Origin of the sequence: Actinotignum schaalii, from assembly GCF_028864145.1 — a bacterium.
Classification (GTDB): Bacteria; Actinomycetota; Actinomycetes; order Actinomycetales; family Actinomycetaceae; genus Actinotignum; species Actinotignum schaalii_B.
Genome location: NZ_JARBHJ010000014.1, coordinates 15396 through 41113, shown reverse-complemented (window position 1 = coordinate 41113; position 25718 = coordinate 15396). Strand labels below are relative to the sequence as shown.

Genomic DNA, 25718 nt, shown 5'->3' with positions numbered 1-25718 from the left:
AGAAAGCAACCCCAGTGCATGATTTGGAAAACTTAATGTATTTGCTGTTGCATTTTGTGCGGAGCGGGAAGTGGGGCACATGGAAGTGGGACAAAGCACCGCTCCCCGAACGGCGGACCGAAGTCCGAGGTTCGGGGAGCGGTGTTATTGGCCAGTTTCCAGCCCGGCGCCTCATGCCAGCTCAGCGCCCGGCACCTGTTCAGCGCCCAGCGCCCAGCGCTTAGCAGCAGCCGGTGGAGACATTCTCCTCGTCGAAGGCTGCGCGCTGACGCCAGAAATCACGTTCGGCAAGCGGCGGATGATCGGGGTGTTCACGGGCATGCCGGGCTACGTATTTGTCGTAGGCCGATTCGCCGGTGAAGTCCCGCCACAGGCTGCGAGCATGTGCCGCGAAGGCGCGAAGCTGGGTAATAAACATGGACCTGATCTCCTAGTGCTGGGCGGACTCGGAAGAATCCGCGTCGCTGGCAGAGCCCGCCTTGGCTGCGGGCGCCGTCGTACCAGAACCATCGCCAGAACCATCGCCAGAACCAGCACCCGCACCGTGCGGTGCCGCGCCCTTACGGTGATCGAAACCGGGAATCAACGCCGGGTCGCCCACGACGGCGTATTCCGCCACCACCTTCTTCTCCAACTTGGTCGGGAAGAGCTGGGTAGGCGCGTAGAAGTTGGATTCCTGGTAAGGATCTTCGGAATTCACGTACTTCTTCGCGGTGATAACCCGGATGATCTTGATAATCGCGCAGACCAGCACGAAGGCCACCGTGGCCAGGAAGATGACGGAGAGCCAGCCCTGGATGAAGGTGTTGCGCACAATCGCGGACTGGATACCGATGGCCTCGGTGTCGCCGGCGGCCTGCGCCTTCGCGAGCGCTGCCTTAGCGTTGGTGTTCTGGGTGAAGTACCCGATGGCGGCGTCGGAGGAGAAGATCTTCTGCCAGGACGCCGCGAAGGTGACCACCAGGTCGAAGGCCGCGGCGATGCCCGGGATCCAGGCCCACTTCGCCCAGCCCTTATTGACCACTACCACGGTGCACAAAATAAGCGCCATCGCGGCAATGAGCTGGTTAGCCACCCCGAAGAGCGGGTAGAGGGTTTGGATACCGCCGCGCGGGTCGGTCACGCCCATGAGCAGCAGCGAGCCCCAGGCCGCCACCACGATGGCCGTGGTAATCCACGCGCCCACCCGCCAGGAGGGATCCTTGAACTTGGGCAGCACATTGCCTAGCGCGTCGCCCAGCTGGAAGCGGGCCACGCGGGTCACGGCGTCCACGGCGGAGAGGATGAAGAGCGCCTCGAACATAATCGCGAAGTGGTACCAGAAGCCCATCATGGCCTGGCCGCCACCCACCTGGTGCAGAATATGCGCGATGGCCACCGCGAGGGTGGGCGCACCACCGGTACGTGAGGTGACGGAGGTTTCCCCAACGTCTTCGGCGACCTTATCGAAGGCCTCCGCTCCCACGTAGGTTTTCTCGTTGCCGTTCTCATCCCAGGATTCCCACCGGGCTTCCACCGAATTGCCGTGCGTATCGGTGACCGCGAGGTTTTGCACCGCGGCGGCCGAAAGCTCGGCGCGGTTATCGGTCATCTGCACGATGGCCGTGCCCGCCAGCTTATCGGTGGTGTGCTCGGAGGTATTCATACCGAAGTAGATACCCATGTTGAGGGACGACGCCGCAGCCAGCGCCATAATTGCCACGAAGGATTCCATGAGCATCCCGCCGTAGCCGATCATGCGAACCTGGGATTCCTTCTGGATCATCTTCGGGGAGGTACCGGAGGAAACCGTTGCGTGCATCCCGGACAGTGCCCCGCAGGCGATGGTAATAAAGAGGAAGGGGAAGAGTTCCCCGGCGAAAACCGGTCCGTCTGTATTCGAGGCGAATTCGGTGACGGCCGGCATTTCCACCAGCGGGCGCACAATAAGAATGCCCAGGGCCAGTACCACGATGGTGCCGACCTTCATGAAGGTGGACAGGTAGTCACGCGGGGTGAGGAGCAGCCACACGGGCAGCACGGCCGCGAAGAAACCGTACACAATCATGCACCACACGAGGGTGGTGGGGGACAGGTGCAGGAACGCCTGGCCGAAATCGGATTCCGCCACGTAGCGGCCTCCGATAATCGCACCGAGCAGCGCAATGAATCCAACGATGGAGACCATTGTGATGTTGCCGGGCTGGACGAAGCGCAGCCACAGGCCCATACATACCGCGATGGGGATGGTCATACCGACGGCGAAAACGCCCCAGGGCGAATCGGCCAGCGCGTTCACGCAGATCATGGCGAGCACGGCCAGCACGATCATGAGCATCACGAGGATCATGACGGCGGCCACGGCCCCGCCGATCTTCCCGATTTCATCTACGGCCATCTGGCCGAGGCTGCGTCCGCCGCGACGCATGGAGAAGAAGAGGACGAGCATGTCCTGGACGGCGCCGGCCACGCACACCCCGAAGATAATCCACAGGGTGCCGGGCAGGTAGCCCATCTGGGCGGCCAGCACCGGGCCCACCAGCGGGCCGGCACCGGCGATAGCGGCGAAGTGATGCCCGTAGAGCACCACGCGGTTCGTCGGGTCGAAATCGCGTCCGTTATTGATGCGTTCGGCCGGCGTCGCGTTGGAATCGTCGGGCTTCATAATGGTTTTTTGAATAAAGAGCGCGTAGAAGCGGTAGGCGATCATGTAGGTACAGACCGATGTCACCACGAACCACGCCGTATTGACTTGTTCACCGCGATAGAAGGCGAGCATGTACCAGCCCGCAACGCCGAGGGCTGTTACGAGGACCCACACCGCGATGCGCGGCAGCGTCCACTTCGTATGCGGTTTTGTTCCGACCGGAACACCGTGGCGGTTCCGGATAATATATTTTTCCTCTTCCTCAGAATACTGAGGAAGAGCAGTGTCAGCTGGTGCACTCATAGCTGAAACTCCATTTATAGGGCCGGCGTGGTCCGCGTGGACGGCAGCGCTGGCATCTTGTGCGGATCCTCGGTTGAGTACCCGGGTGGCGTACGCCACCACATCCGATAATAAACGCGTGCAACAGTCTTGCGTTAACTTACGTTGGCGTTACCGGCCCGTTTGTGAGCTAGACCACCTAAATTGTGGCTTGCCGCGATGAAGTGCGACGACGCCGCCAGCTGCCCGCGGGTTGGTTTGCGGCGTAAATGGCTCCCTCGAGCCGTTTTCTCCCCAATCGCAAGATGTAGGGGTGGCGGGCGGCCGATGCCCCTAGGGGTAGTGGTGAGAGTGTATGTATGCCGCGAAACGCGGCCCTGTGAAAATGTGTCACACATCATAAAATGGGCGGGGTGGAGCTGAGAGTGGCGCGACGTCGCCCTTTACGGGGGTGGTGGGGATGCCCGCGGCGCAAAAAACGCGCCCGTGTGGCCTACAAAGCACACCGGTGTCATTCCGGACGACTACTATATGTAGTGTTCGATTTTTACGGAGGCACAAGATGTTGATTGATACCTCAACGACCACGGGGGTAGCTGTTACCAAGCGTGACGGTCGGTCGGTTAGCTTTGACGCCGGTAAGATCTACCGCGCAATCGCGCTGGCAATGAACAGCCAGGGCATTGACGATTACGCATTCGTTGAAGAAGCCACCCGTACGGTGATCGATCATCTTGATGCTGAGAAGCTTGACGTTCCCACCATTCAAACGGAAGTGGAAAACGTGCTCATGGCCTCCCGCTACCCGCAGGTGGCGCGTGCCTATATCGAATACCGCCACGATCGCGATACCGCGCGCGAACAGGCCATGGATATTTCGCGTTCCCTGGATAAGCTCATGCAGCGCGATAAGACCGTGGTCAATGAGAACGCGAACAAGGACTCCACTGTATTTAACACCCAGCGTGATTTGACCGCGGGTGCGGTGGCCAAGGCATACGCTCTCAAGTACCTGCTGCCCCCGGCGGTGGCCAATGCTCATATTAAGGGCGATATCCACTTCCACGATCTGGATTACAACCCCTTCCAGCCCATGACCAATTGCTGCCTCATCGATATTGAAGGCATGCTGCGCGATGGTTTCCAGATCGGCAACGCCCGGGTGGAATCCCCGCGTTCCATTAACACCGCAACCGCGCAGATCGCCCAAATCATCGCGAATGTGGCCTCCAGCCAGTACGGTGGCTGCTCGGTGGATCGCTGCGATGAGGTGCTTGCCCCCTACGCGGAACTCAATTACGCCAAGCACCTCAAGGATGCGCAGCGCTGGGTCGCTGAAGATAAGCGCGATGAGTACTGCTGGGAAAAGACGAAGAAAGACATCTACGATGCCATGCAGTCCCTGGAGTATGAGATCAATACTCTCTACTCCTCGAACGGGCAGACTCCTTTCGTCACCCTTGGTTTCGGCTTGGGTACCAACCGTTTCGAACGCGAAATCCAGAAGGCAATCCTCACCATTCGCATTAAGGGCATCGGGGCCGATGGCCACACCGCGATCTTCCCGAAGCTGGTTTTCGGGCTGCGCCGCGGAGTTAACCTCAATCCCGAGGATCCTAATTACGACGTCAAGCAGCTCGCGCTGGAATGCTCCACGAAGCGCATGTATCCGGATGTCCTCTCTTATGATCGCCTCACCGAACTGGAAGGTGATTACAAGGCTCCGATGGGCTGCCGTTCCTTCCTGCCCAAGTGGGTGGATCCGGAAACCGGTGAGGCCGTGAACGCCGGGCGTAATAACCTGGGCGTGGTCACTCTCAACGTGCCGCGTATTGCACTGCAGGCGCGCGGGGATAAGCAGCGTTTCTGGAAGATCTTTGATGAGCGCATGCAGGTGGTTAAGGAAGCTCTGGTCTACCGCGCCCAGCGCTGCGAGGATGCCACTCCGGAAAACGCCCCCATTCTCTACCGCTACGGTGCCCTGGGTATCCGCGCGGAAGAGGGCGATGAGGATGTGACCAAGTTCTTCCACAACCAGCGTTCCACGCTGTCCATTGGCTACATCGGCCTGTACGAAGCGGCTACCGCGTTCTACGGCCCCGAGTGGGAGCACAATGCCGAAGCAAAGGAATTCACGCTGGATATCGTGCGCCGCCTGAGCGCGTACGCTGACCAGTGGAAGAAGGAGTACCCCTACTGGTTCTCCGTTTACTCCACCCCGGCCGAGTCCCTGACCAACCGTTTCTGCTCCATGGACCGCGAGCGTTTCGGTGCGGTTCCGGATATCACCGCGAAGGATTACTACACAAATTCCTTCCATTACGATGTGCGCAAGAAGATCACTCCCTTCGAGAAGATCGACTTCGAAGCGCCCTACGCGGAGTACACCAAGGGTGGCTTCATCCACTATTGCGAGTACCCCAAGCTGACCCACAACACCGCGGCTCTGGAAGCGGTATGGGATTACGCTTACGATAAGGTGGCCTACCTGGGTACCAATACCCCGATTGATAAGTGCTACGAATGTGGCTTCAGCGGGGAATTCGATCCCACGGCGGAAGGCTTCAAGTGCCCGAACTGCGGCAATGATGATCCCGACCGTTGCGACGTCGTCAAGCGGACCTGCGGGTACCTCGGCAACCCGGTCAAGCGCCCCATGGTGCACGGCCGGCACGAGGAAATCATTTCCCGTGTCAAGCACATGGACGGTCCCTGCGCCTAAGCTCCTCGCGGGCGCACTATCGCAAGGCTCCCCGCACTCGGCGAATGTGCCGGGCGCGGGGAGTATTGCGACTCAGGGACTGTGAAAAGGTAAGGAAGAATGCGAGAATTGCGCCTGCTCACCACCCCGCCGGATGCTCCGGGGGTGCACCAGCCCAAGCGCCCGGGCGCCTGGGATGGGCGGCGCCTGTCCCGCAGCTACGTTGCCGATTACAAGCCCTTTGTCATGGTGGACGGGGAAGGGGTACGCTGCGCAATTTACGTATCCGGGTGCCCCTTCAAATGCCCGGGCTGCTATAACGTGGCGGCCCAGAGTTTCCGCTACGGCACCCCCTATACCGAAGAACTCGAAGAACGCATCCTCGCGGACTGCGCGAAAAGCTACGTGGCCGGGGTGTCCTTCGTGGGCGGGGAACCTTTCCTCAATACCCCGGTTCTCCTGCCTTTGGCGCGGCGTTTCCGCGAGCGCTTCGGGAATACCAAAACAATTTGGAGCTGGAGTGGATACACCTTCGAGCAGCTCCTGGAAGAAACCGAAGATAAACGCGAACTTCTTTCTCACGTGGACGTGCTGGTGGACGGGCCCTTTATCCAATCCCAGTTCATTCGGGACCTGACCTTCCGCGGCTCGAAGAATCAGCGCATTATCGACGTACCCGAAACATTTGCCGCTATGCAAGCCGGGTGCGAAGCCCCGGTGCGGCTCTGGAAAAATGGAGATTACGACTAACGTGACCAGTACTCACCCCGCCGCTCAGGAACCTGCCGTTCAGCCGCCGGCAACGATGCCGCGCCGCAGCCGCGTTCTTATCGGAACACTTCTCGCCATTATGACCACCGGGGCGCTCACCGCCTTCTCTATTTTTGTGCGCCCGCTCGCCGCCAGCCGCGGCTGGGCACCCCCGGATATCATGCTGGCTTTCGGGCTCGCCTCCCTGGTGGTGCCCTTCATTATGATCGCTTCGGGTACGCTGCTGCGGCGCGGCTACGCGGCCCAGATGATGGCGGTGGGCGGTATCTGCTTCGGGCTGGGGCATATCCTGGCCGGCCTGGCACCCTCCCTCCCGCTTTTCGTGCTCAGCTACGGACTGGTCACCGGCGGCGGCCAGGGTCTCTTCTACTCGGCCGCGCTCACGAATACCATGCGTTTCTTCCCCGACCGGCGCGGCATGGTGGCCGGCCTGATCACCGCGGGGATGGGAATCGGCCCCATGATCATCGCCCCGGCCGGCCAGCACCTCATCGCCGGATACGGCGTGCGGAGCGCCCTCGTGATTCTCGGAATCGCTTTCACGGTCATTAACGCAGCTGCGGTTATCTTCCTGGTGCGTCCCTTCCGGGAAGAATACGGGGCCTATTTGCCCCGCCCGGCGGGCACCGCCGCAGCCGCCGGGCCGCGCGCGAGCCTCAGCCCGCGCCAGATGCTCGCCACTCCCACGTTCTGGCTTATCCTCGCTATTTTCGTTATGGCCGCGTTCGGTGGCATCATGGTGAACGCCAATATGGCGCCGCTTGCCACCAGTATTGGGTTCGACGCCGCAACCGCGGCTCTCACCGTCTCGCTTTTCGCGGTTGCGAACGCGGCCGGGCGGCTGGCCTGGGGCTGGCTTTCCGACCGTATCGGCATCCCGCTGTGCCTGGTGGCGGTGCTCGGTTGCGCGGCCGGTGGGCTCGCGCTTCTTGCGCTATCCGGGCGCGGGGCGACGGCGCTCTTCCTCACCGGAGCCATCCTCGTGGCCCTGGCTTTCGGGGGCACCATGAGTCTCTTCGCGCCGCTGACCATGCAAAGCTTCGGGCCGCGCCATAACGGAACCAACTACGGCCTCATGTTCCTCGGTTTCTCACTGGCCGCCGTCGTCGCCCCACGCTGGGCCGCGGCAAGTGCCGGTGCCCACGGGGGCTCCTTCACGCCCGCGCTCTGGGGAGCTTGCGTACTGGCAGCGGTCGGTCTTTTCTTGGCCGGACTTTTCCGCTGGTGGAAAGCGCGCTCACCACGGCGCTGAGCTTTCCCGTAAAGTGAAAGAAACAAGGAGGTAGCTATGGCTCAGCTCTCTGCCCGGCGTATCGGGCATCTTCATTTCACCGCCGTTAATGATCGCGGTGCCAGCGTGGAAATCGGGAAAGGCCCCGAACAATTTACCCCCGGGGAACTCATGCAGCTGGCGGTGGCCGGGTGCCAGGCCCTCAGCGCGGATTCCCGTTTTGAGCAGGCGCTCGGGGAGGATTATCACGCCACGTTCACGGTGAGTGCGGATGCGAACCGCGAGGAAAACCGCTTCACCGCTTTCCATACCGCCCTCGAGGTGGAGTTTGCCGATATGCCAGAAGAGGCACGCGCTGCGCTACTGGGGCGGGTGGACCGCGCCATTGAGCGGGCGTGCACGGTGGGTCGCACTCTCGACCACCCCGCCCCGCACAACCTGGAGATCCGCGACGCTGCGGGTAACTAGGATGCCTTCGGGTACCACTGAGAAAGGACAGCAAGCATGAGTACCGCTAGCTTGAGCGCCGCCGGAGTGAGTATCTGGCTGGATGATCTATCCCGCGAGCGTATTGCCTCCGGGAATCTCGCTTCCCTCATCGATACGCATACGGTGCGGGGCGTGACCACGAATCCCACAATTTTCGCCGCGGCCCTGCGCAACGGGGAAAGCTATACCGAGCAGGTGGCCGCCACCGCGGCGGCCGGCAAGGATGGCGACGAGGCCATTTTCGACATCATTATCAAGGACGTGCAGGACGCCTGCGATATATTCCGCCCGATCTTTGAGGAAACAGGCGGGGAAGACGGGCGTGTTTCCATCGAAGTCTCCCCGGAATTAGCACACGATACCTCGGCTACCGTGGCCCAGGCCCGCCAGCTGTGGGACCGGGTGAACCGCCCGAATGCCATGATCAAAATCCCGGCCACGAAGGAAGGCCTGCCCGCTATTACCGAAGTGATCGGGCACGGGATCTCCGTGAACGTCACCCTGATTTTCTCCCTGGCGCGCTACGGCGAGGTCGTGGATGCCTACCTCGCCGGCCTGGAAAAGGCCCAGCGTTCCGGGCATGCCCTCAGCGATATTCACTCGGTGGCTTCGCTTTTCGTTTCCCGCGTGGATACTGAAGTGGATGCCCGCCTGGAGAAGATCGGTACCGAGGAAGCCCTGGCACTACGCGGCAAGGCCGGGGTGGCCAATGCCCGCCTGGTCTACGAAATCTTCGAAAAGAAATTCGCGTCCGAACGTTTCACCGTGCTGGCCGCGGACCACGCGCATGCCCAGCGCCCGCTGTGGGCATCCACCGGGGTGAAGAACCCGAATTACCCGGATACCCTCTACGTCACCGAGCTGGTGGCTCCCGCAACCGTGAACACCATGCCGGAGAAAACCCTGGAGGCCACCGCGGATCACGCGGACATCACCGGGGATACCGTGCGTGAAAACTACGGGCAGGCACACCGGGTCTTCGAGGAACTCGCCGCGGTGGGCGTGGATATGGGCGATGTGGCCGCCCAGCTCGAACGCGAAGGCGTGGAGAAGTTCATCGTCTCCTGGAAAGAACTGAGCGAAACGGTCAGCGCAGCGCTCGCGGCTGCCCGCTAAGTCTGCCTGTTCTACCCTGCCCAGTGCTGCACCACCCGCAGCGCCAGCTCCGGCATCTGCGCGGGTGTGTAGCGCTGGTCGATGGGTAGGGCGAGGACATGTGGCCAGTCGATCATATGGGTCAGGCGCGGCCAGAAAGCGGGGGTGAAAACTCCGTGGGCGGCGAGGCGCTCGGCCCAATGGTGCGGGGCGGGCCAGTGCGGCGGTAGGGCGTCCAGGTGGAGCGCGAGCGCGTAGGGAGCATGGCTAGCGGGCGCGTTGCTCGCGGTCGCGGTGCTAGTAGCCGCGCAGCTTTCTTCCCCGCCGCGGAATAGCGCAGCCTCCGGCACCCCCTCGTTCAGCAATGCCGCGCGCAGGACCCGGGCATTTGCACGCCGCCGTTCCAGCGCCGCCGCAATATCCAGGTGGCTGAGAATATCCCGGGCGGGCCCGCTCATTGAGCTCGGGTTGAGAGCGGCATCGATGGCGGCCTCAGCTGCGCCGTCGTTCTCCTCCCCGCGCAATTGCAGCAGGCCGCGCCGGGTCGCTTCGCGCGCCGCCGCATTACCCGCAGCCGCGGCGGGAAGCGAGGGGCCGAGCGCCCAGGCGCCGTCGGGAATCGGAAACCACTTCCGCAACGATGCCGCGGCATAACGTGCCGGGACGTCCTGGGTAGCGGCACCGAAGGGTGCGTGCGTGAGATCGGCGACGACGACGCCACCGCGGCCCTCCCACTCCGCAAGCACGGCGCGCAACTCGGGCGCGGGCCAAGCTCCGAAGGTGGTGGAGATGAGGACCGCGCAGCGCAGCGGGTCGGTGAGGAGCGGGGCGAGCCGGGCCGGGGCGGGCAGGAGATCCGGGCCGACCTGCACCCAGTGGACCCGGATGCCTTCGAGCTGGAAAGGCTCGACCGCGGTCGCGCACAGAAAGCCCGGCGCGATGATGCGGCGGATACCGCGGGCGGCGAGAGCCTGGGCGATAAGGCCGAGGGCCTGGCGCCCCGATTGCACCAGCATCGCACCGGGCGGAACCGGAAGAGCACGCGGGGCGCAGCGGTGCGGGAGAGAAGTGAATTCGCCGCCGAAGATCACGCTTGGGTGCCGTTTCTAGAACGTGCGGCTGCGTAGGAGAGTAGATACGCGGTGCATAAACTCCTTTAAAAAGCGTTCAGCATCGACCGTGAGTGCTACCTTGACGGTCTTATGCGGATTGTTAAGGCGCTGCTCGTCTCCGATTGTCCTGCCGCGGAAAGGTTCTGACAAATCGACCTTCAGATTAGTTGTGAAGAAAGAGGCGAGCGATGGATCTATTGCTATAGCTACCGCGAGCGGATCGTGAAGTCCACAGCCTCCTAAATACGGGGCGATTGTGCCGTATGCCTGGATGTATGAATCCGTTATCTCAGCCACGTAGTTCGCTGCGGGTGTTCCAATTTGCCGCCAGGCTGCGGTTTCTTTGTACGTAAGGAGTGTTTGTAGTGTCACGTCTAAACCGACCATGGTGATCGCCGTTCCAGAACGGAACAGTATATCGGCAGCTTCTGGATCCTGGGAGATATTTGCCTCTTGTACTGGATTACAGTTGCCCGGAACTGTTAAGGCACCGCCCATGATGGTGATCTGGCATCCATTGTGGAATTCTGGGTCTTTTTCCAAAGCCTGGGCAAGGTTAGTCATCGGTCCAGTTGCCACTAGTGTTAGATTCTCGCCATGTTCCTTTGCGGATTCGATAAGGAAGTCACAAGCAGGTGCATGTTCAGGCTGACGGTTGGATTTCGGGATCTGTACGTTACCGAGGCCGTTTCTACCGTGAATGAGTGCCGATGCTTCTTGGACATCGAAGGTAGAACGTTGGAGTGCGTGGGAAGCTCCGGCAAATACGGGAATGTCTTGACGACCGAACAGGTCAAGAAGGGCGAGACTGTTCTGAACGCCCGTATCCCGTTGAACGTTCCCGAACGTTCCGGTGATACCAATAATTTCCACTTCCGGGGAACCTAAAGCGTAGGCAAGCGCCAGGCAATCGTCGATTCCAGTATCAAGATCTAGGATTAGCTTCTTCATTGAAAACTCCTGTGGGTGTTGAAATTTCTTTGCAGGTCCTTATGTATTGGAAGTGGGTGTTGACGCCGGGGAATGCGCGTCAGAATCTGCATCTTTCCGGGGGTTACGCTCCTCTCGCATGAGTCGTTGGAGCCAGTAAAGATCAATGACGACGATTGCTGTATTCATGATAACCATAGGCCAAATGCCCAGTATGAGGTTGTAAATAGCGGCGATACCGCTGCCGACAAAGTTCCAAAAGCGAAACTTTCTTTGGTTAGGCAGGATTAGCGAAAGAACGACAAGGAGTGATCCTAGCCATCCGAAAGCCTCAAGTAACGTTTTCTGATCCATACGTACTTACCCCCTTGTGAGTACATGTCCAACAATAGATGTAGATGTAGAACAACTTATTGACAAGATAGCACAGCTGTGACAGGCTTGTAGAACAACTTACAAGATGAAGGAGGTAGTCAATGAGGACTATTGATTGGATCGATGGGCATATTGAACTCATTGACCAGACGAAACTGCCGGGTGAACTGGTGGTACGAAAAGTGTCAGATCTTGACGAGCTTATTGACGACATCAAGCGACTGGCTGTACGCGGTGCACCCGCTCTCGGAGTGTCTGGAGGGCTCGGTGTCGCACTAGTCGCTCAACAGGGCTTGAGCGGAAGTGACTTAGAAGATGCTGCAGATCGCCTCGCAAATGCTCGTCCGACGGCCGTCAACCTTTCCTGGGGCGTTAAACGCGTTATGCAGTACGCGAGTAAAGGTAAAGACAGGATTCTGGAAGAAGCTCTCAAGATTCGCGATGAGGACATTGCTTCGTGTTACTCCATGGGGCAATATGGCGCGGATCTTATGGAAGAACTGCTTGGTGAAGGGCAGCATTCGGTTATGACTGTCTGCAACACCGGTGGTTTGGCGTGCGTGGAGCGGGGAACCGCCCTCGGTGTTATCCAGACCATGTTTGAGCGAGGAACTCTCAAGGAAGCGCTTCCCGTTGAAACTCGTCCCCTTCTGCAGGGCTCGCGGCTTACCGCGTGGGAACTCCAGCAAATGGGAGCACCTTACCGACTCATTGTTGATTCCGCGGGGCCTTTCCTACTTCGTCGGGGCTTTGCCCAGGCGTTCTTCGCCGGCGCAGATCGCATTGCAGCTAATGGTGATACTGCTAATAAAATTGGTACTTACTCGCTGTCGCTCGGCGCTAAGGCGATGAATCTTCCGGTCATTATCGTGGCTCCGGAATCTACGATCGACATGGCGACGAAGACGGGTGCTGATATCAAGATCGAAGATCGTGGTAGCGAGGAAGTTGCAAACTTCCACGGAGTCCGGACAGCTCCTGAAGGCACAGAAGCTATTAATCCCGCTTTTGACGTGACGCCGCACGAGAATATCACCGCTATTGTCACGGATCGGAGAGTCATTCGTATTGATCGTGGTGAAACACTCGCAACGGTACCTCTCGGACCAATTCGCACAAAATAGAAATTAGCTAAGGAGAACAGCGTGGCTACTTCAAAGGCGAAGTCAAAGCTTGCGGCTATCTTAGGTGTCGCTGCCCTGTCACTCACTGGGTGCGGTGGAAGTGACAACGCCGATAACGGAACTGCTAATGGCGGTTCTGATGGCCCTACTTATATTTACCTGACAAATGATCCCATCGGTGTAAACAAGTTCCTGGAATCAGGAAAGATTGGTGTTGAAAAAGCCGCCGAAAAGCACGGTGGAACCGCCAAGGTTTATGAGGGAAATTCAGACCAGACCTCGATCCGGCAAAATATGGATCAAGCGATTGCCGAAAACCCTGACTATATCGTAACGATTACGTATTCCTACACTGATGTGGCGTTCGAATATGCGGAACGTTATCCGGACCAGAAGTTCATTCACATTGACGACTGCCCGCCGGGCCCCTACCCGTCAAATATGTACTGTGCAGTCTTCCGCGAGCACGAAGCTGCCTATCTACTTGGATATGAGGCGGGGTTGCTCACAAAGAGCAATCGCGTAGGCTCGGTCGGAGCGGTGGACATTCCGTTCATTCACCGGTACACCGATGCGTACGCAGCGGGAGCCAAGGCTGCCAATCCTGCGGTCTCCGACCAACAGCTGTTCATCGGCGGTGACAGTCCCTTCTCCGATCCTGCACGAGCCAAGGAGCAGGCATCTGCTTTAGTTGCTCAGGGAGTGGACCATATCTTCGCGGTAGCTTCCGGATCCAACGGTGGCATTTTTGAGGCGACTGGAAGTGGCGGTGTAACCGGGTACGGCGTAGATGTGAATCAGTGCCCGCTGACTCCTGGCGGAGTTGGTGACGGCACTCTGAAACTCATGGATTCGCTGATTCCACAACTTATCGACAAGATTGATGCTGGACAGGCTGAATCATTCTCATCCTTCGGCTTGGCAGAAGGCGGAATGGATCTTGTTTCGCTCGCTCCGGGTGCGGCCGAATCGCAATGCACGGTCATGGATCATCCTGATGTGGTTGCGAAGCTTGCGGAAATCAAGCAAAAAATTATCGACGGCGAAATCACGCCACCTGACGCAACCGGCAAGTTTAACTAATCCCAATGGAGTGGGGCTGGAAACCTACACGGCCCCACTCCAGTTTTGTAAGAAGGGAGGATGCCAATGCTTGATATCGAAATGAGAGGCATCACAAAATCCTTCCCCGGTGTCCAGGCGAATAAGAACGTCACTTTTTCGGTGAATAAGGGTGAGATTCATGCGCTCATGGGCGAGAACGGCGCGGGGAAATCAGTCCTGATGTCTATCCTGTCTGGACTTTACACTCCGGATGAAGGTTCGATCTTCCTCGATGGGAAGGAAGTCCACTTCGCAAGCCCTCTGGATGCCATCAGGGCAGGAATTGGAATGGTATTCCAAGAGTTCCAGATGTTCCCGTCCATGACGGTTGCTGAGAATGTTGTGTTCCGAAAGGAACCAACAACCGGAGGATTGATTAATCGGTCTGAAGCTGTCGAAATTGTTGAAAGTTACGCGCAACGTTTTGGTTTGGATGTTGATCCACTTATGCGCGTAGCAGATGCGCCGGTAGGTCTTCTGCAACGCGCCGAGATCATTAAGGTTCTCTATCGAGGTGCGAAGGTATTGATCCTGGATGAACCAACGGCCGTGTTGACGCCGCAAGAAACAGACCAATTATTTGATGTTTTGCGGCAGCTCAAGAAGCAGGGTCAGACGATCATTCTTATTACCCACAAACTCCGTGAGGTTATGGAAATCTCTGATCGGGTTACTGTTTTGCGAGATGGGCAAGTGGTAGCTCGAATGAATACTGCTGAAGCAACTCCGGAATCAGTCACGCACGCGATGACGGGGCGTGATGTTGACCTTACGCAGGCGCCCTCCCAACTCGCTCCGGGACGCACGGTGCTTGAGGTGAAGAACCTCTGCGTTCAAGACTCCCAAAAGCAAGCGAAAGTTCGTAATCTCTCGCTCGAAGTTCGCGAGGGAGAAATTCTTGGAATAGCTGGAGTAGCCGGAAATGGACAAAGCGAATTAGCGAGTGCCATCGCGGGTCTGATTCCAATCACGAGCGGTTCAGTAGCCATATCGGGATCTGATGTTACTAGAGCAACTGTGCGGAAACGGCGCGAAAAGGGACTTTCGTATATCCCGGAAGATAGGCAAGGCGTGGGCGCGGCGCCCGATGCATCTGCTGAAGAGAATCTAGCAATGGGGCACCATCGCAGCAAAGAATTGACTAAACGGAAAGGAATCATTGATCGCACTGCCCGTGCATCTTTCGCACGACGGCTTATTGAGAAATTCTCAGTCAAGATCGCGAATGAGAGTATTGCGGTTGGCACCCTTTCTGGTGGAAATCTGCAAAAGATACTCATTGCGCGCGAATTGGAATACAACTCACCACTATTAGTAGCGGAGCAGCCAACCCGTGGTGTTGACATTGGAGCTATTGAGTTTATCCATTCGACGTTGACCCACTATCGAGATGCTGGTGGTGGAATTCTCCTGATTAGCGCGGAACTCAGTGAGATTCTCTCGCTATCCACTCGCGTTGCCGTCATGTATGAAGGCGAGATAGTAGCCGAGATGCCAGTTGGCGAAGCCACTGAAAGCAAGCTGGGCCTACTCATGGCAGGAGGTGTACTAAACAATGAAGACTAAAATGAACGCGACTTTGCGTTGGTTGGCGGGGCCGATTCCTCTGTCAATTCTTGCTGCGTTTATAATCGGAGCGATATTTATCGCTGCTGCGGGGTATTCACCCACAGATGCCTATAAAACGATGGCAGAGGGCTCATTCCTTACCTCTGCCGGAGTGACGAATGCAATTCAGCGAGCGATTCCTCTTACTGGAATGGCAATGGCGACAGCGGTTGCTTTCCGATCCGGGATTCTAAACATCGGCACTGAAGGTCAAATGATCATGGGCGGGCTAGTGGGCGGCATGGTGGCTCTCTATATGCCTGGTCCCGGCATGCTTGTCATGCTATGTGCCATTCTCGGTGGCATTATCGGCGGAATGCTCTGGGCGTTGCTCTCTGGTGTTTTGCAGTTCTGGCCCGGGGTACCAATCCTCATCACGTCGCTTCTACTCTCATATCCGGCTCGCTTCTTCGCGTCGTGGATGATTCGATACCCGTTGAAAGACCAGTCATCGCAGATGGTTGCCTCGGAACAGATATCTCTTGACGTTCAGATCCCCATGCTTCTCCCCTTGAAATCCGGGCTCGGCAAGTCGATATCGGAAAGCCTTGGACGAGGTAACTTCATTTCCACTATCGGTAATTCTGTGAATTGGTCATTCGTTATCATTCTCCTAGTCGTGATCGGAATGGCGTACGTGAACCGGAATACCATTTTTGGATATGAATCCGGCCTCAACGGCAAGAATCCAATGTTCATTCGGTACGGCGGTGGGAGTGAGCGGAAGCTCAGCCTCCAAGTTATGGCTCTGTCCGGTGGGATAGCCGGGCTTGTTGGCGTGATGCTAACGATCGGAGCTCCCGAAACACGTCTTATTGACGGAGCTCTGCTATCGTCCGGGTACGCATGGACCGGCTTGATGGTTGCACTTCTAGCCCTGTACCGTCCTTACGCAGTTCTTATTGCGGGGTTGTTCTTCGGTGCCATTATGGCAGGCGCTGGTTCAATGAGCCGAGGTTTGGGAATGTCTCCCCAGATTGCTGCCGTAATTCAGGGCGTCGTTATCGTTTTGATCGTATTCAGGGTTGCGCTTCCGTCCTTCAAGAAGAAGCAGAAGATAGACCCTGATGATGAAACGACAGGTAATACATCGCCATCACAATCTCAGGCCGAAAAATACGCCTTTGCTGAAGGAGGCGAGAAGTAATGTTTGATGCTGCACTCATCGATTCTATTGTTCGAGCTCTTATTCCAATTTTGTTTGCTGCGCTCGGCGGTTTGATCTGCGATAAAGCAGGCATATTCAATATTGCGCTTGAGGGGCAACTCTTGATCGGGTGCTTCTTTGCGGTGGCAACTTCGTATTACACCGGCAGTGCTTTCCCGGGTGCGCTGGGAGGCATGTTTGCTGCGGGAGTCTTTACATTGATCTTGGCCTATGGGAGCGTCAACCGCGGGGCGGAACCAATCGTTATTGGCGTCGCTATGAATATTCTGGCGACGGGCGTCACCTCCTTCCTTTTGGTGGGGCTTTTCCACACATCGGGTACCTTCGTGGATCCGCGGATCGTAGGATTGAAAACCTATTCGATCCCCTTGCTCAGTGACATTCCGTGGATTGGAAATGCGCTATTCAGTCAAACGGTGCTGGGCTACCTCGCATTCGTACTTGTTTTCGTCGCATGGATCGTTATCTTCCGTACGCCACTTGGGTTGCGGCTTCGTGGGGTTGGAGAAAAGCCACTCGCGGCACAAACCCTTGGCGTGAATCCCGTTTCGTACAAGTACGCTGCGGTCATCATTTCGGGCCTCCTGTGCGGACTAGGTGGTGCTCAGCTGGCATTGGGGAACGTTGTGCAATTCTCTGAAGAGATGTCCGCTGGGCGTGGGTGGATTGCGGTTGTGGCAGTCATGCTCGCACGTTCTCATCCTATTGGGGTTCTCGGTGCCGCGGCCCTCTTTGGTACGGCTGAAGCGCTTGGTTTCCGAGCGCAGGGAATTGGGATTCCGACGCAGGTAACCGATGCCGCACCGTATGTCGTTACTTTGCTAGCGCTATTGCTTACGACAGTGAATTTTGTCAAGAAAAAGAAGGAGGAGACGAAACGTGAATCCATTGACACGTGAGGAAATTGCACAGCTGCTAGATCTTTCTGAGCTTGACCAGGAAGGAGGACTGCATCGGCAAACCTATGCGGATGAGTATTCCACGGCGATCTACTACCTCGTGGGTGGAGATCAGTGGTCTGAACTCCACAGATTGAGCGGTCCCGAGGTATATCACTGGTATGCCGGGGCACCGTTGCTTCTAGTCGAAATAGATGAAAGCGGTGAACGCAGGGAAACGATACTCGGGAACGATTTGAGGGCAGGACAGCGACCTCAGCACGTGGTGAAAGCTGGCGTGTGGCAAGGATCGATGTCTCTAGGAGAGTGGACTCTCCTGGGTACAACTATGGCCCCAGGCTTTTCTTGGGAAGGGTTCGAAATCGCAAGTAAGGAGATGCAGGATGCCTATGGGATAAAGTCATTGCAAAAGCACGACGAAGGGAAATGATATGACTCTGAGCCCTATTTATCCGCATTCTGATAACCCGGTAACTCCAGTGGTCACACGCGCCCCCAATGTCGGTGCGGCCGCGGAAGTGGCATCGGTTCTAAGAAAGAGAATCCATTCGGGTGAGTGGGAACCGGGCGAAGCGCTGGACTCTGAACCGGTGCTTGCAGCGGAACTTGGGGTATCTCGAAATACCTTGCGGTCGGCATTACAAGAGTTGGCCGCTCAGGGTTTAGTTATTCGTCGCCGGGGCTCAGGAACCTTTGTTACTGACGTGCAAGCGGTGATGGCTTCTAACCTCTCAGAGTTAACATCGATGACTCAGACAATTGCGTCAGCGGGGATGGATCCAACGATTCGATATACCGAAAAACGTCTCCGTGCGGCAACCGAAACAGAAATAAAGCTACTGCGTCTCGAGGATGATGAACCAGTTATCGAAACTCGTCGTGAAGTAGAAGCGAATAAAGCGATGGTTTCGGTATCGTTCGAAGTCATACGCGCCGGAATCTTCCCTCCTGGATTCGATGTGCAGTCGATACACGGCTCGATTTTTGCACTATGCGATCTTGTGGGGCACTCGATCAAATACGCCTCGACCGATCTACATGCGGTTGTAGGGAGCGATTTTGGGATGCAACACGAAGCTCGTGACGAGTCATTCTTAGGGTTGTACCAGTTGCATTTTGATAGAGATCATTTGCCGATTCTGTTCGCCAAGACGTATTTCCGCGAGGGACGTTTTCAGTTCTCGATGATGCGAGTAAGAAGTTGACAAACACATGGAGGAAAATTGTACAAGACGACAGAGGAGTTGGTGGATAGCCTGATTCGGCACGCACATACTGCAGTATCCTCGGGACTAGTCCTGGGATCTGGCGGTAATATTTCGGTGCGTATCCCTGACTCCGATGAGTATTTTATTACCAAGTCGGGTACCTGGCTTGATGAACTAACCCCGGCATCTTTCGCGAGAATGAAAATTGGGCAAACCGGTCCTTTCGATTCTCGGCCCTCAAGTGAGTGGAAACTCCATGACAGAATCTATCGGACCCGTTCGGATGTCAATTCGGTTTTCCATTTACATCCCCAAACGGCAGTGCTACTCAATGCTCTGGGTTACGAGATTCGGTTCTTTACGCTTGATGATGCTTTGTACGTGAAGTCTGTTGGTGTTGTTCCCTATTATCCCAATGGGTCGGACGAACTTGCCGATGAGACTGCGCGTGAGATGGAAAAACATAACTGTGCAATACTTGCGCACCACGGTTGCTGCACGGTTGGCGAAGACCCTGAGATGGCTTTCAGGCGTGCATCCCTATTAGAACAGGCTGCTCAGAACACGTACCGAGCAATGTTGCTCGGGGATAAAGAGACCGCATTCCCCGAAGGAGTGGAGCTGATTCACGCATGAGCGAACTAAAAGATAAAGTCGTTTTGATTACGGGAGCCGATGGGAATCTCGGTTCTGGAATTGCTCATGTCTTTGCGCAGGCGGGTGCTTCGGTCATCGTGCACTCTTTGCGTGAAAGCACCAGAGCAAATGAACTTGCAAAAGAACTGCGTGATATAGGCGTATCTGCATTCCAGGTGGTTGGAGATATTTGCTCCGAAGCCGACGTTGACGAAATGATCGAAGCAGCGTTCCAACAGTGTGGAAATGTTGATGTGCTCGTCAACAATGCTGGCGTTCAACCTGTGATCTCGCTCGAAGAGATGACGGTCGGGCAATGGAAGCAAGTAGTAAATGTCAATCTCAACGGGACGTTTATTGTCTCGAAAAAGATGGCATCTCGGATGGTGCACGCGAATGTAGCTGGCTCTATCATCAACATCGCCTCGGTCGAGGCATCGATTCCGGCAATGAATCACGCGCATTACGATGCCTCCAAAGCCGGGGTAAAAATGATGACGCGCAATTTTGCTTTGGAATTTGGAAAATACGGGATCCGAGTTAACTCGGTTTCACCTGGCCTCATCGATAGTGACGGTAGGTTGGCTGAAAGTTGGCCGGCAGGTTACCAAAGTTGGATGGCGGGGGTTCCGCTCCGAAGAACAGCAAATACACAAGACATTGGCCGTGCGTGCGTCTTCCTCGCATCGGAGTCGGCCAGCTTTATTAGTGGGCATGACCTTGTTGTCGACGGTGGCATGTCCGCAGTAGCAGGATGGTGATAGAAATGCCAAAGGTGGGAATCATTGGTGGGTCCGGACTATATGAACTTCTAGAGGACCCAGAACATGTTGTTGTAGATACTGAATATGGAAGGCCTTCGTCTGCAGTATCTATTGGAGAAATCGGAGGAAAAGAAGTCGCTTTCATGACACGGCACGGTAAGGATCATGGCGTTCCACCCCATATGATTAATTACCGGGCAAATATCAAAGCGCTTCATAATCTTGGTGTTTCTACGCTGGTTACCTCGTCTGTGGTGGGGTCTCTGCGTGCTGACTACGCACCGGGAGACTTCGTCATAACGGACCAGTATTTTGACCGCACCTGGGGCCGGGATCAAACCTTTTACGAAGGACCCAAGGTTATCCATGTGTCGGTAGCGGATCCATACTGTCCTCGTTTGCACGATGCTGCGGTAGCAGCGTTGGACAGCTTGCAAGAGAAATACCATGACGGTGGAACTGCAGTGGTTATCCAAGGGCCACGCTTTTCCACTCGTGCAGAGTCACAGGTGTTCCAAAAACTAGGGTTCTCCGTCATCTCAATGACACAACACCCGGAAACGACTTTGGCTCGTGAACTGGGGATGTGTGTCTGCAATCTCTCGTTTGTTTCAGATCTGGATGCGGGAGTTGAAGGCGTTCAGGATGATCCGGTTACCGCGGGCTTGGTGTGGCGAACCGTGGCCGATGGACAGCCTCGAATTAAAAAAGCACTTGCGGAAACTGTAGCTCGCTTGGAGGTGGACCCTTCTTGCCCATGCCACGATGCACTTTCAGATATTTAGAATTTCAAAGGAGAAATAGATGAGTAAGAATGAATATGTTCCACTTCGGCAGGGGCAGGATGAAACGTTGGCTCTCACGAAAATCCCGGTAGCGGAACTTGCGGATCGAGTTTTGGTCGTTGGTGACCCAGATCGAGCGGCAAAAGCTGCTGGTCTTCTTACCAACGCAAAGCCCATTGCAAAAAATCGCGAATACCATTCCTACGTTGGGGAATATGGAGGAAAACTCATTACGGTTGCCTCGCATGGCGTCGGTGCTGCGGGGGCCGCGTGCTGCTTTGAAGAGCTGTGTCGAGGCGGCGCAAAATACATCATCCGTGCTGGTACAGCGGGTGGCGTACAGCGCGATGTGGTCGACGGAGATCTTCTTGTTGTCACTGGTGCTGTGCGCTGTGACGGCTACACAGAACTTGTCGTTCCTATGAATTATCCTGCGGTTCCTGATCTTCAGGTTACAAGTAGTCTTGTGCACACCGCGGAAGAATCCGACTTGAATACGCATTCGGGAGTAGTTATTACCAGCGCTAACTTCTATCCGAGTCCGATTCTTGGCAATGACCAACCAAAATGGCGCGATGCCGGGGCAATCGGAGTTGAGATGGAGGTAGCTGCGCTATTCATTACGGCTTCAATCCACCGAGTCAAATCGGGCGCGATCTTGGCCATCGACGGCAATCCCCTCAAGGATGAGGACGAGGACATGACCTCCTACGAACCTGATCGTGAAATTGTTACAAAAGCTATTGATGCCACATTGGAAACTTCGCTGAAGGTGTTAGCTTCATTGGAATAAGCACAATACATTGAGGCACTGAACGTGCCGTCTTACTAGAGAAGCACAATGAGTAGAGCAATACCCAGCGCTGCCGCGAGTCCTCCCAGCCCGAGGCTCAGGTAGCGCTGGGTTTGCGCTTGGGAGCGGGCCTCGCCTAGCTCCGTACGGGCTTCGGCCAGCTCATCTTCGCCGGTGTCCAGCTGGACGCGGGCGGCGGCCAGCTGCGCTTGAGCCTCGCGCAGCTGCACCTCAAGAGTGCGGATCTGGCTGGTGTAACGTTCCTCATGCGCGGCGGAGGTGCGCGCCGAATCCACGGTCAGGCGTGCTTCCCGAGCCCGACCCGCCGCCTCGAGGGCCGCGTAGCGCCGTCGTTCTTCTTCTAGCTGCTGCTCTAAACTACGCACGCGCGCAACCAGGCGGGCCGCGCGTCGCATCGCGTCCTCGCTGCGGGCCTGCGCAGTCACGGCACTTTGTTCCACGCCCGAGGCGTACACCACGCCCGCTTCCAACTCTTTTTCACGACGGCGCAAATCCGCCACCAGGCCCTCTAGCTCGGTCACGCGGGTCTGGAAAGTGGCGACCTCCGCCCGCGCACCCTCGCGCTCGCCGCGCAGCTGCGAATTTTCCGTGCGCAACAGTTCCGCTTCGTGGCGGAGCGCGGTGCCTTCATCGCGAAGCTTCTTGTGCTCTGCGCGCAACTTCTCGCACTCCGCGCGCAGCTGGTCACGCTCGTCCCGGAGCGAGGCTTTTTCCGTGGTGGAAGAAGGCGCGGGCTTGGAGGCGCGTTTGCCGCGCGTGGGGGTATCAAGTGCCCGCGAACCGCGCCGCCGCTCCGTAGCCATGCCCCTCCTTTGTCCGCGCCTGACTTTACCTAATAAACACGGCGCGCGCAGATGTTTATGACCGGCCCACGGCGGTCTTTCCTGGCTAAATACCGTGAGCGTGAGCGATGCCACTCTGGCTTCGCAAAGGCGACGGTCGGCACGGTGGTAACAACCCAGATGGCCTGGCCGTTCCCGCCCGGATAGGCGCTACCCTTGGAATCATGACGAAAGATCAGCTCACCGGCACGAATCGCCGCACTCGCGTGGATCAGCTCACGGGCGCGGATCAGCTCACCCGCACGGAAACGGATTCGATGGGCCCGGTTGCGGTGCCCGCCGCGCACTATTGGGGCGCGCAGACGGCTCGCTCGCTCCAGCATTTCCCCATCGGTGGGGAACGTTACATCTGGGGTGGTCCCCTGATCCACGCGTTCGGGTTGCTCAAAGGTGCGGCCGCCCGCGCCAACGGTGAGCTCGGGGTGCTGGACGAGCAGCTTGTTTCCCTTATCACAGCGGCCGCCAGCGAGGTTGCCGAGGGGGTTCTTGACGCGGAATTCCCCCTCAAGGTGTTCCAGACCGGTTCGGGCACCCAAACAAATATGAACGCCAATGAGGTGATTGCCGCCCGCGCGAATGAAATTGCCACCGGCCAGCGCGGCGGCAAAAGCCCGGTTCACCCCAATGACCACGTCAATAAGGGCCAGTCGTCCAACGATGTGTTCCCGACCGCGATGTACGTGGCGGTGGCTCGGGAGACGCACCGTCACCTCATCCCGGCGGTGGAGAGCCTGGCGGCTACACTACATGCCCGCGCTCGCCAGTTTTCTGATGTAGTGATGGTGGGGCGGACCCATCTTCAGGATGCCACCCCGATCCGCTGGGATCAGGTGGTGGGCAGCTGGGCGGCGCAGCTGGAGGGCGCGCTCGCGGGGGTGCGGGCCAGCGTTGCGGGTCTGTACCAGGTGGCGCTCGGCGGGACCGCGGTGGGCACCGGTCTGAATTCCCATCCGTGTTTCGCGGCGCGGGTGTGCGAGCTGTTCGAGGAAGCTACCGGTTTGCCTTTCCGCCCGGCGGAGAATCTTCCCGCGGCTCTGGCCGCGCACGATGACCTCGTGGCTTTTTCCGCGAGCCTGCGCACGTTGGCTGGGGCAGCCATGAAGATCGCGAACGATATCCGCTGGTATGCTTCTGGCCCGCGAACCGGTATCGGTGAGATCGCGATTCCGGATAACGAGCCGGGTTCTTCGATTATGCCGGGCAAGGTGAATCCGACGCAGGCGGAGGCCCTTACGCAGGTGTGCGTCGCGGTTTTTGGTTACGACGCCGCGGTGGCTTTCGCCGGCTCGCAAGGGAATTTCCAGCTCAATGTGTACAAGCCGGTCATGGTGTTTTCGGTGCTGGAGGCCGTGCGTTTGCTCGGTGACGCCCTGCGCACTTTCGAACGTTTCTGCGCGGCCGGCATCGCCCCGCGCACCGATGTCATCTCCGCGCACCTGGATCGCAACCTCATGCTGGTCACGGCACTCGCCCCTCATATCGGGTACGACGCCGCAGCCAAGCTGGCTCGCGCCGCCCAGGCCACCGGGAGTTCGCTGCGCGACGTCGCCTTAGCTTCGGGAGAGGTGAGTGCGGCGGATTTCGATGCCTGGGTGAATCCCGCAGCGATGACCAAGCCGGAAGCTCGCTAGGTGTCCGGCGCTAGGTGTACCTCTAGGGGAGCGGCGTACTTTCGGGGCTAGCGGGGCTAGCGGGGATGGCGAAGCCGGCACGGGCGAGGAGTTCGCGCAGGTAGGTAGCTTCGACGTGGTAGCCGTGCGCGGTGGGATGCATCCACGCTCGAACATCGGAGGATGAGAAGGGGGAGACCAGCCAGGCTTCTTCATTATCGTGGAAAGCTTGCGCACGCGGTTCGTGCCCGGCGAATAGCTCCTGGGTGGAGGCAAAGAGGAAACGCGCGGAGCTGGTTTCTTCCCGCAATTGGGCGGCCGCGCGTTCTTGCAGGGCATCCGCAGCATCCTGGAGCCGGGCGAGTGTAGCCCCCGCACCGTAACTTTCCGCCACCGGCGGGATGAGGTAGGAGTGTTCAGCGAAGAGCCGCGGGTAGCCGACCAGGATAGCGGTGGCCTGGCCCTGGGAGGCGGTATCGATGGCCCGCAGGATCTCTACGGTGGCTTCTTCGATAGCCGGAAGTGCCGCGGTGGCCTTGTTCATGGCATCTTCGCAGCTATTCGGGGTACGGAGCACGAAACATGAGCTGATAATCCGGGCGAAGTTGGCGTTGTTGCCGCCGGCGGTGAGGAAAACGACCGAGGTATCGGGAGTGACGGCGCTGACTTGTTCGGCAATATCGGATGTGCGCGCCCCGGAACACGAGGCGTTGGTGTAGCTGGCACCGAGTTCGCGGGCGAGCGGGGCCGAGTAGTTATCCGGGGAACGCCGGCAGGTATCTTCTTCGTAGTTGCCTGCCCCGTTACCGGAGGAAAAAGAATCACCTAGCTGCACGATGGCGGTGATGGGCCGCGGGGTGGGAGAGGGTGGGCCACCGGCATCGCTGGCGGGTGTGCACGCCACACAGCTGAGTGCCACGGCAGCACGCGCTGTACGTGCACTCTGCAGACCGCGGTAGAAGGCACCCGCGCGCGGCATTTAGGCCACCTGCCAGGCCGCATCCGGGGTAGCGGGAAGCAGATTCTGCGGGATAGCAACACCGGGGCGAGCCCAGGCTTCGTATCGATAGCGCAGCCCAGCGCGCGAGGTATGCCAATCGTTTCCGGGTGAGCGCAGCCGGAGTTCCCAGCCCGGGCCGATGGCGGGCGCGAAAATATCGGCATCCACATCGGCATCGATAACGGTACGGATGAGTATGTGCGAGCATTCCCGGGTTTCGGCATAGATCCCGGCGCCCCCGCATACCCAAGCCGCATCCGCTCCGGTAGCGCGGGCCAGCGCGAAAGCTTCATCGAGATGTGTGGCTAGTTGCGCACCGGGAACCTCGAAATCTTGCTGGGTGCTCACCACGATGGTGGGGGAGTGGGGCATGGGCCGCCGCCCCGCCGAGATCCAGGTTTTCCGCCCCATCATGACGGGCCGCCCGCGGACCGCTGCCCGGAAGAAGGCCGAATCTTCCGGAACATTCCAGGGCAGGCGCAAGCCCTTTGCGAGGGCGTGATCATGCGCTTCCGCCCAGATTTGTGCAATGAGCATTCTGCCT

25 protein-coding genes are annotated in these 25718 nt (G+C 57.9%); 17 read left to right on the top strand and 8 right to left on the bottom strand.

Annotated features, from left to right (window positions below):
• Positions 1–220 precede the first annotated feature (220 nt).
• Together PWJ82_RS04425 and PWJ82_RS04420 are read right to left on the bottom strand one after the other, a co-directional pair.
• A complete protein-coding gene (locus PWJ82_RS04425) occupies positions 221–418 on the bottom strand; it encodes a YbdD/YjiX family protein (protein WP_016441686.1) in 198 nt (65 codons plus the stop codon).
• A 12-nt stretch (positions 419–430) separates the two neighbouring features.
• Positions 431–2929 (bottom strand): carbon starvation CstA family protein, encoded by a 2499-nt coding sequence (locus tag PWJ82_RS04420; RefSeq protein WP_016441685.1) that lies wholly within the window; start codon positions 2927–2929, stop codon positions 431–433.
• A 541-nt stretch (positions 2930–3470) separates the two neighbouring features.
• Between PWJ82_RS04420 and nrdD the strand changes: the two genes are divergently transcribed.
• The 5 genes from nrdD to tal all read left to right on the top strand — a co-directional run bounded on the left by nrdD (position 3471) and on the right by tal (position 9216).
• Positions 3471–5630 carry an anaerobic ribonucleoside-triphosphate reductase gene (gene nrdD, locus PWJ82_RS04415; RefSeq protein ID WP_016441684.1) on the top strand — a complete coding sequence of 720 codons (2160 nt, stop codon included), beginning with the start codon at positions 3471–3473 and terminating at the stop codon, positions 5628–5630.
• A 99-nt stretch (positions 5631–5729) separates the two neighbouring features.
• Positions 5730–6359 (top strand): anaerobic ribonucleoside-triphosphate reductase activating protein, encoded by a 630-nt coding sequence (gene nrdG / locus PWJ82_RS04410; RefSeq protein ID WP_016441683.1) that lies wholly within the window; start codon positions 5730–5732, stop codon positions 6357–6359.
• Between the two features lies 1 nt (position 6360).
• Positions 6361–7632: an OFA family MFS transporter gene (locus PWJ82_RS04405; protein WP_196800212.1), complete on the top strand. Its 1272-nt coding sequence runs from the start codon at positions 6361–6363 to the stop codon at positions 7630–7632.
• Between the two features lie 36 nt (positions 7633–7668).
• Complete coding sequence (locus PWJ82_RS04400) at positions 7669–8079, top strand: OsmC family protein (RefSeq protein WP_016441681.1); 411 nt, start codon at positions 7669–7671, stop codon at positions 8077–8079.
• A gap of 36 nt (positions 8080–8115) precedes the next feature.
• The gene (tal, locus tag PWJ82_RS04395) at positions 8116–9216 is read left to right on the top strand and encodes a transaldolase (protein ID WP_016441680.1); all 1101 of its coding nucleotides are present in this window, start codon (positions 8116–8118) and stop codon (positions 9214–9216) included.
• An 11-nt stretch (positions 9217–9227) separates the two neighbouring features.
• Here tal and PWJ82_RS04390 read toward each other — a convergent pair whose 3' ends face one another.
• The 3 genes from PWJ82_RS04390 to PWJ82_RS04380 are packed head-to-tail and all read right to left on the bottom strand — an operon-like array spanning position 9228 to position 11591.
• On the bottom strand, positions 9228–10286 hold the full coding sequence (locus tag PWJ82_RS04390; RefSeq protein WP_039898110.1) for a hypothetical protein: 1059 nt from the start codon (positions 10284–10286) through the stop codon (positions 9228–9230).
• Between the two features lie 15 nt (positions 10287–10301).
• The gene (locus PWJ82_RS04385) at positions 10302–11258 is read right to left on the bottom strand and encodes a nucleoside hydrolase (protein WP_016441678.1); all 957 of its coding nucleotides are present in this window, start codon (positions 11256–11258) and stop codon (positions 10302–10304) included.
• A gap of 39 nt (positions 11259–11297) precedes the next feature.
• On the bottom strand, positions 11298–11591 hold the full coding sequence (locus PWJ82_RS04380; protein WP_016441677.1) for a YgjV family protein: 294 nt from the start codon (positions 11589–11591) through the stop codon (positions 11298–11300).
• A 122-nt stretch (positions 11592–11713) separates the two neighbouring features.
• Between PWJ82_RS04380 and mtnA the strand changes: the two genes are divergently transcribed.
• The 11 genes from mtnA (at position 11714) to PWJ82_RS04325 (ending at position 21701) form a co-directional block, all read left to right on the top strand.
• On the top strand, positions 11714–12736 hold the full coding sequence (gene mtnA / locus PWJ82_RS04375) for an S-methyl-5-thioribose-1-phosphate isomerase (RefSeq protein WP_016441676.1): 1023 nt from the start codon (positions 11714–11716) through the stop codon (positions 12734–12736).
• 21 nt (positions 12737–12757) lie between these two features.
• Complete coding sequence (locus tag PWJ82_RS04370; protein WP_016441675.1) at positions 12758–13819, top strand: BMP family ABC transporter substrate-binding protein; 1062 nt, start codon at positions 12758–12760, stop codon at positions 13817–13819.
• A gap of 66 nt (positions 13820–13885) precedes the next feature.
• A complete protein-coding gene (locus PWJ82_RS04365; RefSeq protein WP_016441674.1) occupies positions 13886–15406 on the top strand; it encodes an ABC transporter ATP-binding protein in 1521 nt (506 codons plus the stop codon).
• Positions 15396–16595, top strand: coding sequence for an ABC transporter permease (locus PWJ82_RS04360; RefSeq protein WP_016441673.1), 1200 nt, complete (start codon positions 15396–15398; stop codon positions 16593–16595). The genes PWJ82_RS04365 and PWJ82_RS04360 overlap by 11 nt, the downstream gene beginning before the upstream one ends.
• Positions 16595–17515: an ABC transporter permease gene (locus PWJ82_RS04355; RefSeq protein ID WP_016441672.1), complete on the top strand. Its 921-nt coding sequence runs from the start codon at positions 16595–16597 to the stop codon at positions 17513–17515. Before PWJ82_RS04360 ends, PWJ82_RS04355 begins: the two co-directional genes overlap by 1 nt.
• Complete coding sequence (locus PWJ82_RS04350; protein ID WP_016441671.1) at positions 17496–17945, top strand: cupin domain-containing protein; 450 nt, start codon at positions 17496–17498, stop codon at positions 17943–17945. Before PWJ82_RS04355 ends, PWJ82_RS04350 begins: the two co-directional genes overlap by 20 nt.
• A 1-nt stretch (position 17946) precedes the next feature.
• A complete protein-coding gene (locus tag PWJ82_RS04345; RefSeq protein ID WP_016441670.1) occupies positions 17947–18720 on the top strand; it encodes a GntR family transcriptional regulator in 774 nt (257 codons plus the stop codon).
• 18 nt (positions 18721–18738) lie between these two features.
• On the top strand, positions 18739–19359 hold the full coding sequence (locus tag PWJ82_RS04340; RefSeq protein WP_016441669.1) for a class II aldolase/adducin family protein: 621 nt from the start codon (positions 18739–18741) through the stop codon (positions 19357–19359).
• Positions 19356–20120 (top strand): SDR family NAD(P)-dependent oxidoreductase, encoded by a 765-nt coding sequence (locus tag PWJ82_RS04335; RefSeq protein WP_016441668.1) that lies wholly within the window; start codon positions 19356–19358, stop codon positions 20118–20120. The genes PWJ82_RS04340 and PWJ82_RS04335 overlap by 4 nt, the downstream gene beginning before the upstream one ends.
• 5 nt (positions 20121–20125) lie before the next feature.
• Positions 20126–20908 (top strand): MTAP family purine nucleoside phosphorylase, encoded by a 783-nt coding sequence (locus PWJ82_RS04330; RefSeq protein WP_016441667.1) that lies wholly within the window; start codon positions 20126–20128, stop codon positions 20906–20908.
• Between the two features lie 19 nt (positions 20909–20927).
• Positions 20928–21701 (top strand): nucleoside phosphorylase, encoded by a 774-nt coding sequence (locus PWJ82_RS04325; RefSeq protein ID WP_016441666.1) that lies wholly within the window; start codon positions 20928–20930, stop codon positions 21699–21701.
• Between the two features lie 35 nt (positions 21702–21736).
• Here PWJ82_RS04325 and PWJ82_RS04320 read toward each other — a convergent pair whose 3' ends face one another.
• Positions 21737–22525: a hypothetical protein gene (locus PWJ82_RS04320; protein ID WP_016441665.1), complete on the bottom strand. Its 789-nt coding sequence runs from the start codon at positions 22523–22525 to the stop codon at positions 21737–21739.
• 296 nt (positions 22526–22821) lie between these two features.
• Here PWJ82_RS04320 and PWJ82_RS04315 point away from each other — a divergent pair, with 296 nt between their 5' ends.
• Complete coding sequence (locus PWJ82_RS04315) at positions 22822–24195, top strand: class II fumarate hydratase (RefSeq protein ID WP_039898362.1); 1374 nt, start codon at positions 22822–22824, stop codon at positions 24193–24195.
• Positions 24196–24217: 22 nt separating this feature from the next.
• On the opposite strand, the gene PWJ82_RS04310 is transcribed toward PWJ82_RS04315, so the two are convergent.
• Together PWJ82_RS04310 and PWJ82_RS04305 are read right to left on the bottom strand one after the other, a co-directional pair.
• Entirely contained in the window at positions 24218–25078 is an 861-nt protein-coding gene (locus PWJ82_RS04310; protein WP_196800210.1) for an SGNH/GDSL hydrolase family protein, read from the bottom strand.
• A gap of 75 nt (positions 25079–25153) precedes the next feature.
• The gene (locus PWJ82_RS04305) at positions 25154–25711 is read right to left on the bottom strand and encodes a dihydrofolate reductase (RefSeq protein WP_016441662.1); all 558 of its coding nucleotides are present in this window, start codon (positions 25709–25711) and stop codon (positions 25154–25156) included.
• Positions 25712–25718 lie beyond the last annotated feature (7 nt).

Coding starts and splice junctions, on each gene's coding strand:
- PWJ82_RS04425 (WP_016441686.1), bottom strand. CDS start 418: ATGTTTATTACCCAGCTTCGCGCCTTCGCGGCACATGCTCGCAGCCTG.
- PWJ82_RS04420 (WP_016441685.1), bottom strand. CDS start 2,929: ATGAGTGCACCAGCTGACACTGCTCTTCCTCAGTATTCTGAGGAAGAG.
- nrdD (WP_016441684.1), top strand. CDS start 3,471: ATGTTGATTGATACCTCAACGACCACGGGGGTAGCTGTTACCAAGCGT.
- nrdG (WP_016441683.1), top strand. CDS start 5,730: ATGCGAGAATTGCGCCTGCTCACCACCCCGCCGGATGCTCCGGGGGTG.
- PWJ82_RS04400 (WP_016441681.1), top strand. CDS start 7,669: ATGGCTCAGCTCTCTGCCCGGCGTATCGGGCATCTTCATTTCACCGCC.
- tal (WP_016441680.1), top strand. CDS start 8,116: ATGAGTACCGCTAGCTTGAGCGCCGCCGGAGTGAGTATCTGGCTGGAT.
- PWJ82_RS04385 (WP_016441678.1), bottom strand. CDS start 11,258: ATGAAGAAGCTAATCCTAGATCTTGATACTGGAATCGACGATTGCCTG.
- PWJ82_RS04380 (WP_016441677.1), bottom strand. CDS start 11,591: ATGGATCAGAAAACGTTACTTGAGGCTTTCGGATGGCTAGGATCACTC.
- mtnA (WP_016441676.1), top strand. CDS start 11,714: ATGAGGACTATTGATTGGATCGATGGGCATATTGAACTCATTGACCAG.
- PWJ82_RS04365 (WP_016441674.1), top strand. CDS start 13,886: ATGCTTGATATCGAAATGAGAGGCATCACAAAATCCTTCCCCGGTGTC.
- PWJ82_RS04360 (WP_016441673.1), top strand. CDS start 15,396: ATGAAGACTAAAATGAACGCGACTTTGCGTTGGTTGGCGGGGCCGATT.
- PWJ82_RS04355 (WP_016441672.1), top strand. CDS start 16,595: ATGTTTGATGCTGCACTCATCGATTCTATTGTTCGAGCTCTTATTCCA.
- PWJ82_RS04345 (WP_016441670.1), top strand. CDS start 17,947: ATGACTCTGAGCCCTATTTATCCGCATTCTGATAACCCGGTAACTCCA.
- PWJ82_RS04335 (WP_016441668.1), top strand. CDS start 19,356: ATGAGCGAACTAAAAGATAAAGTCGTTTTGATTACGGGAGCCGATGGG.
- PWJ82_RS04330 (WP_016441667.1), top strand. CDS start 20,126: ATGCCAAAGGTGGGAATCATTGGTGGGTCCGGACTATATGAACTTCTA.
- PWJ82_RS04325 (WP_016441666.1), top strand. CDS start 20,928: ATGAGTAAGAATGAATATGTTCCACTTCGGCAGGGGCAGGATGAAACG.
- PWJ82_RS04320 (WP_016441665.1), bottom strand. CDS start 22,525: ATGGCTACGGAGCGGCGGCGCGGTTCGCGGGCACTTGATACCCCCACG.
- PWJ82_RS04315 (WP_039898362.1), top strand. CDS start 22,822: ATGGGCCCGGTTGCGGTGCCCGCCGCGCACTATTGGGGCGCGCAGACG.
- PWJ82_RS04305 (WP_016441662.1), bottom strand. CDS start 25,711: ATGCTCATTGCACAAATCTGGGCGGAAGCGCATGATCACGCCCTCGCA.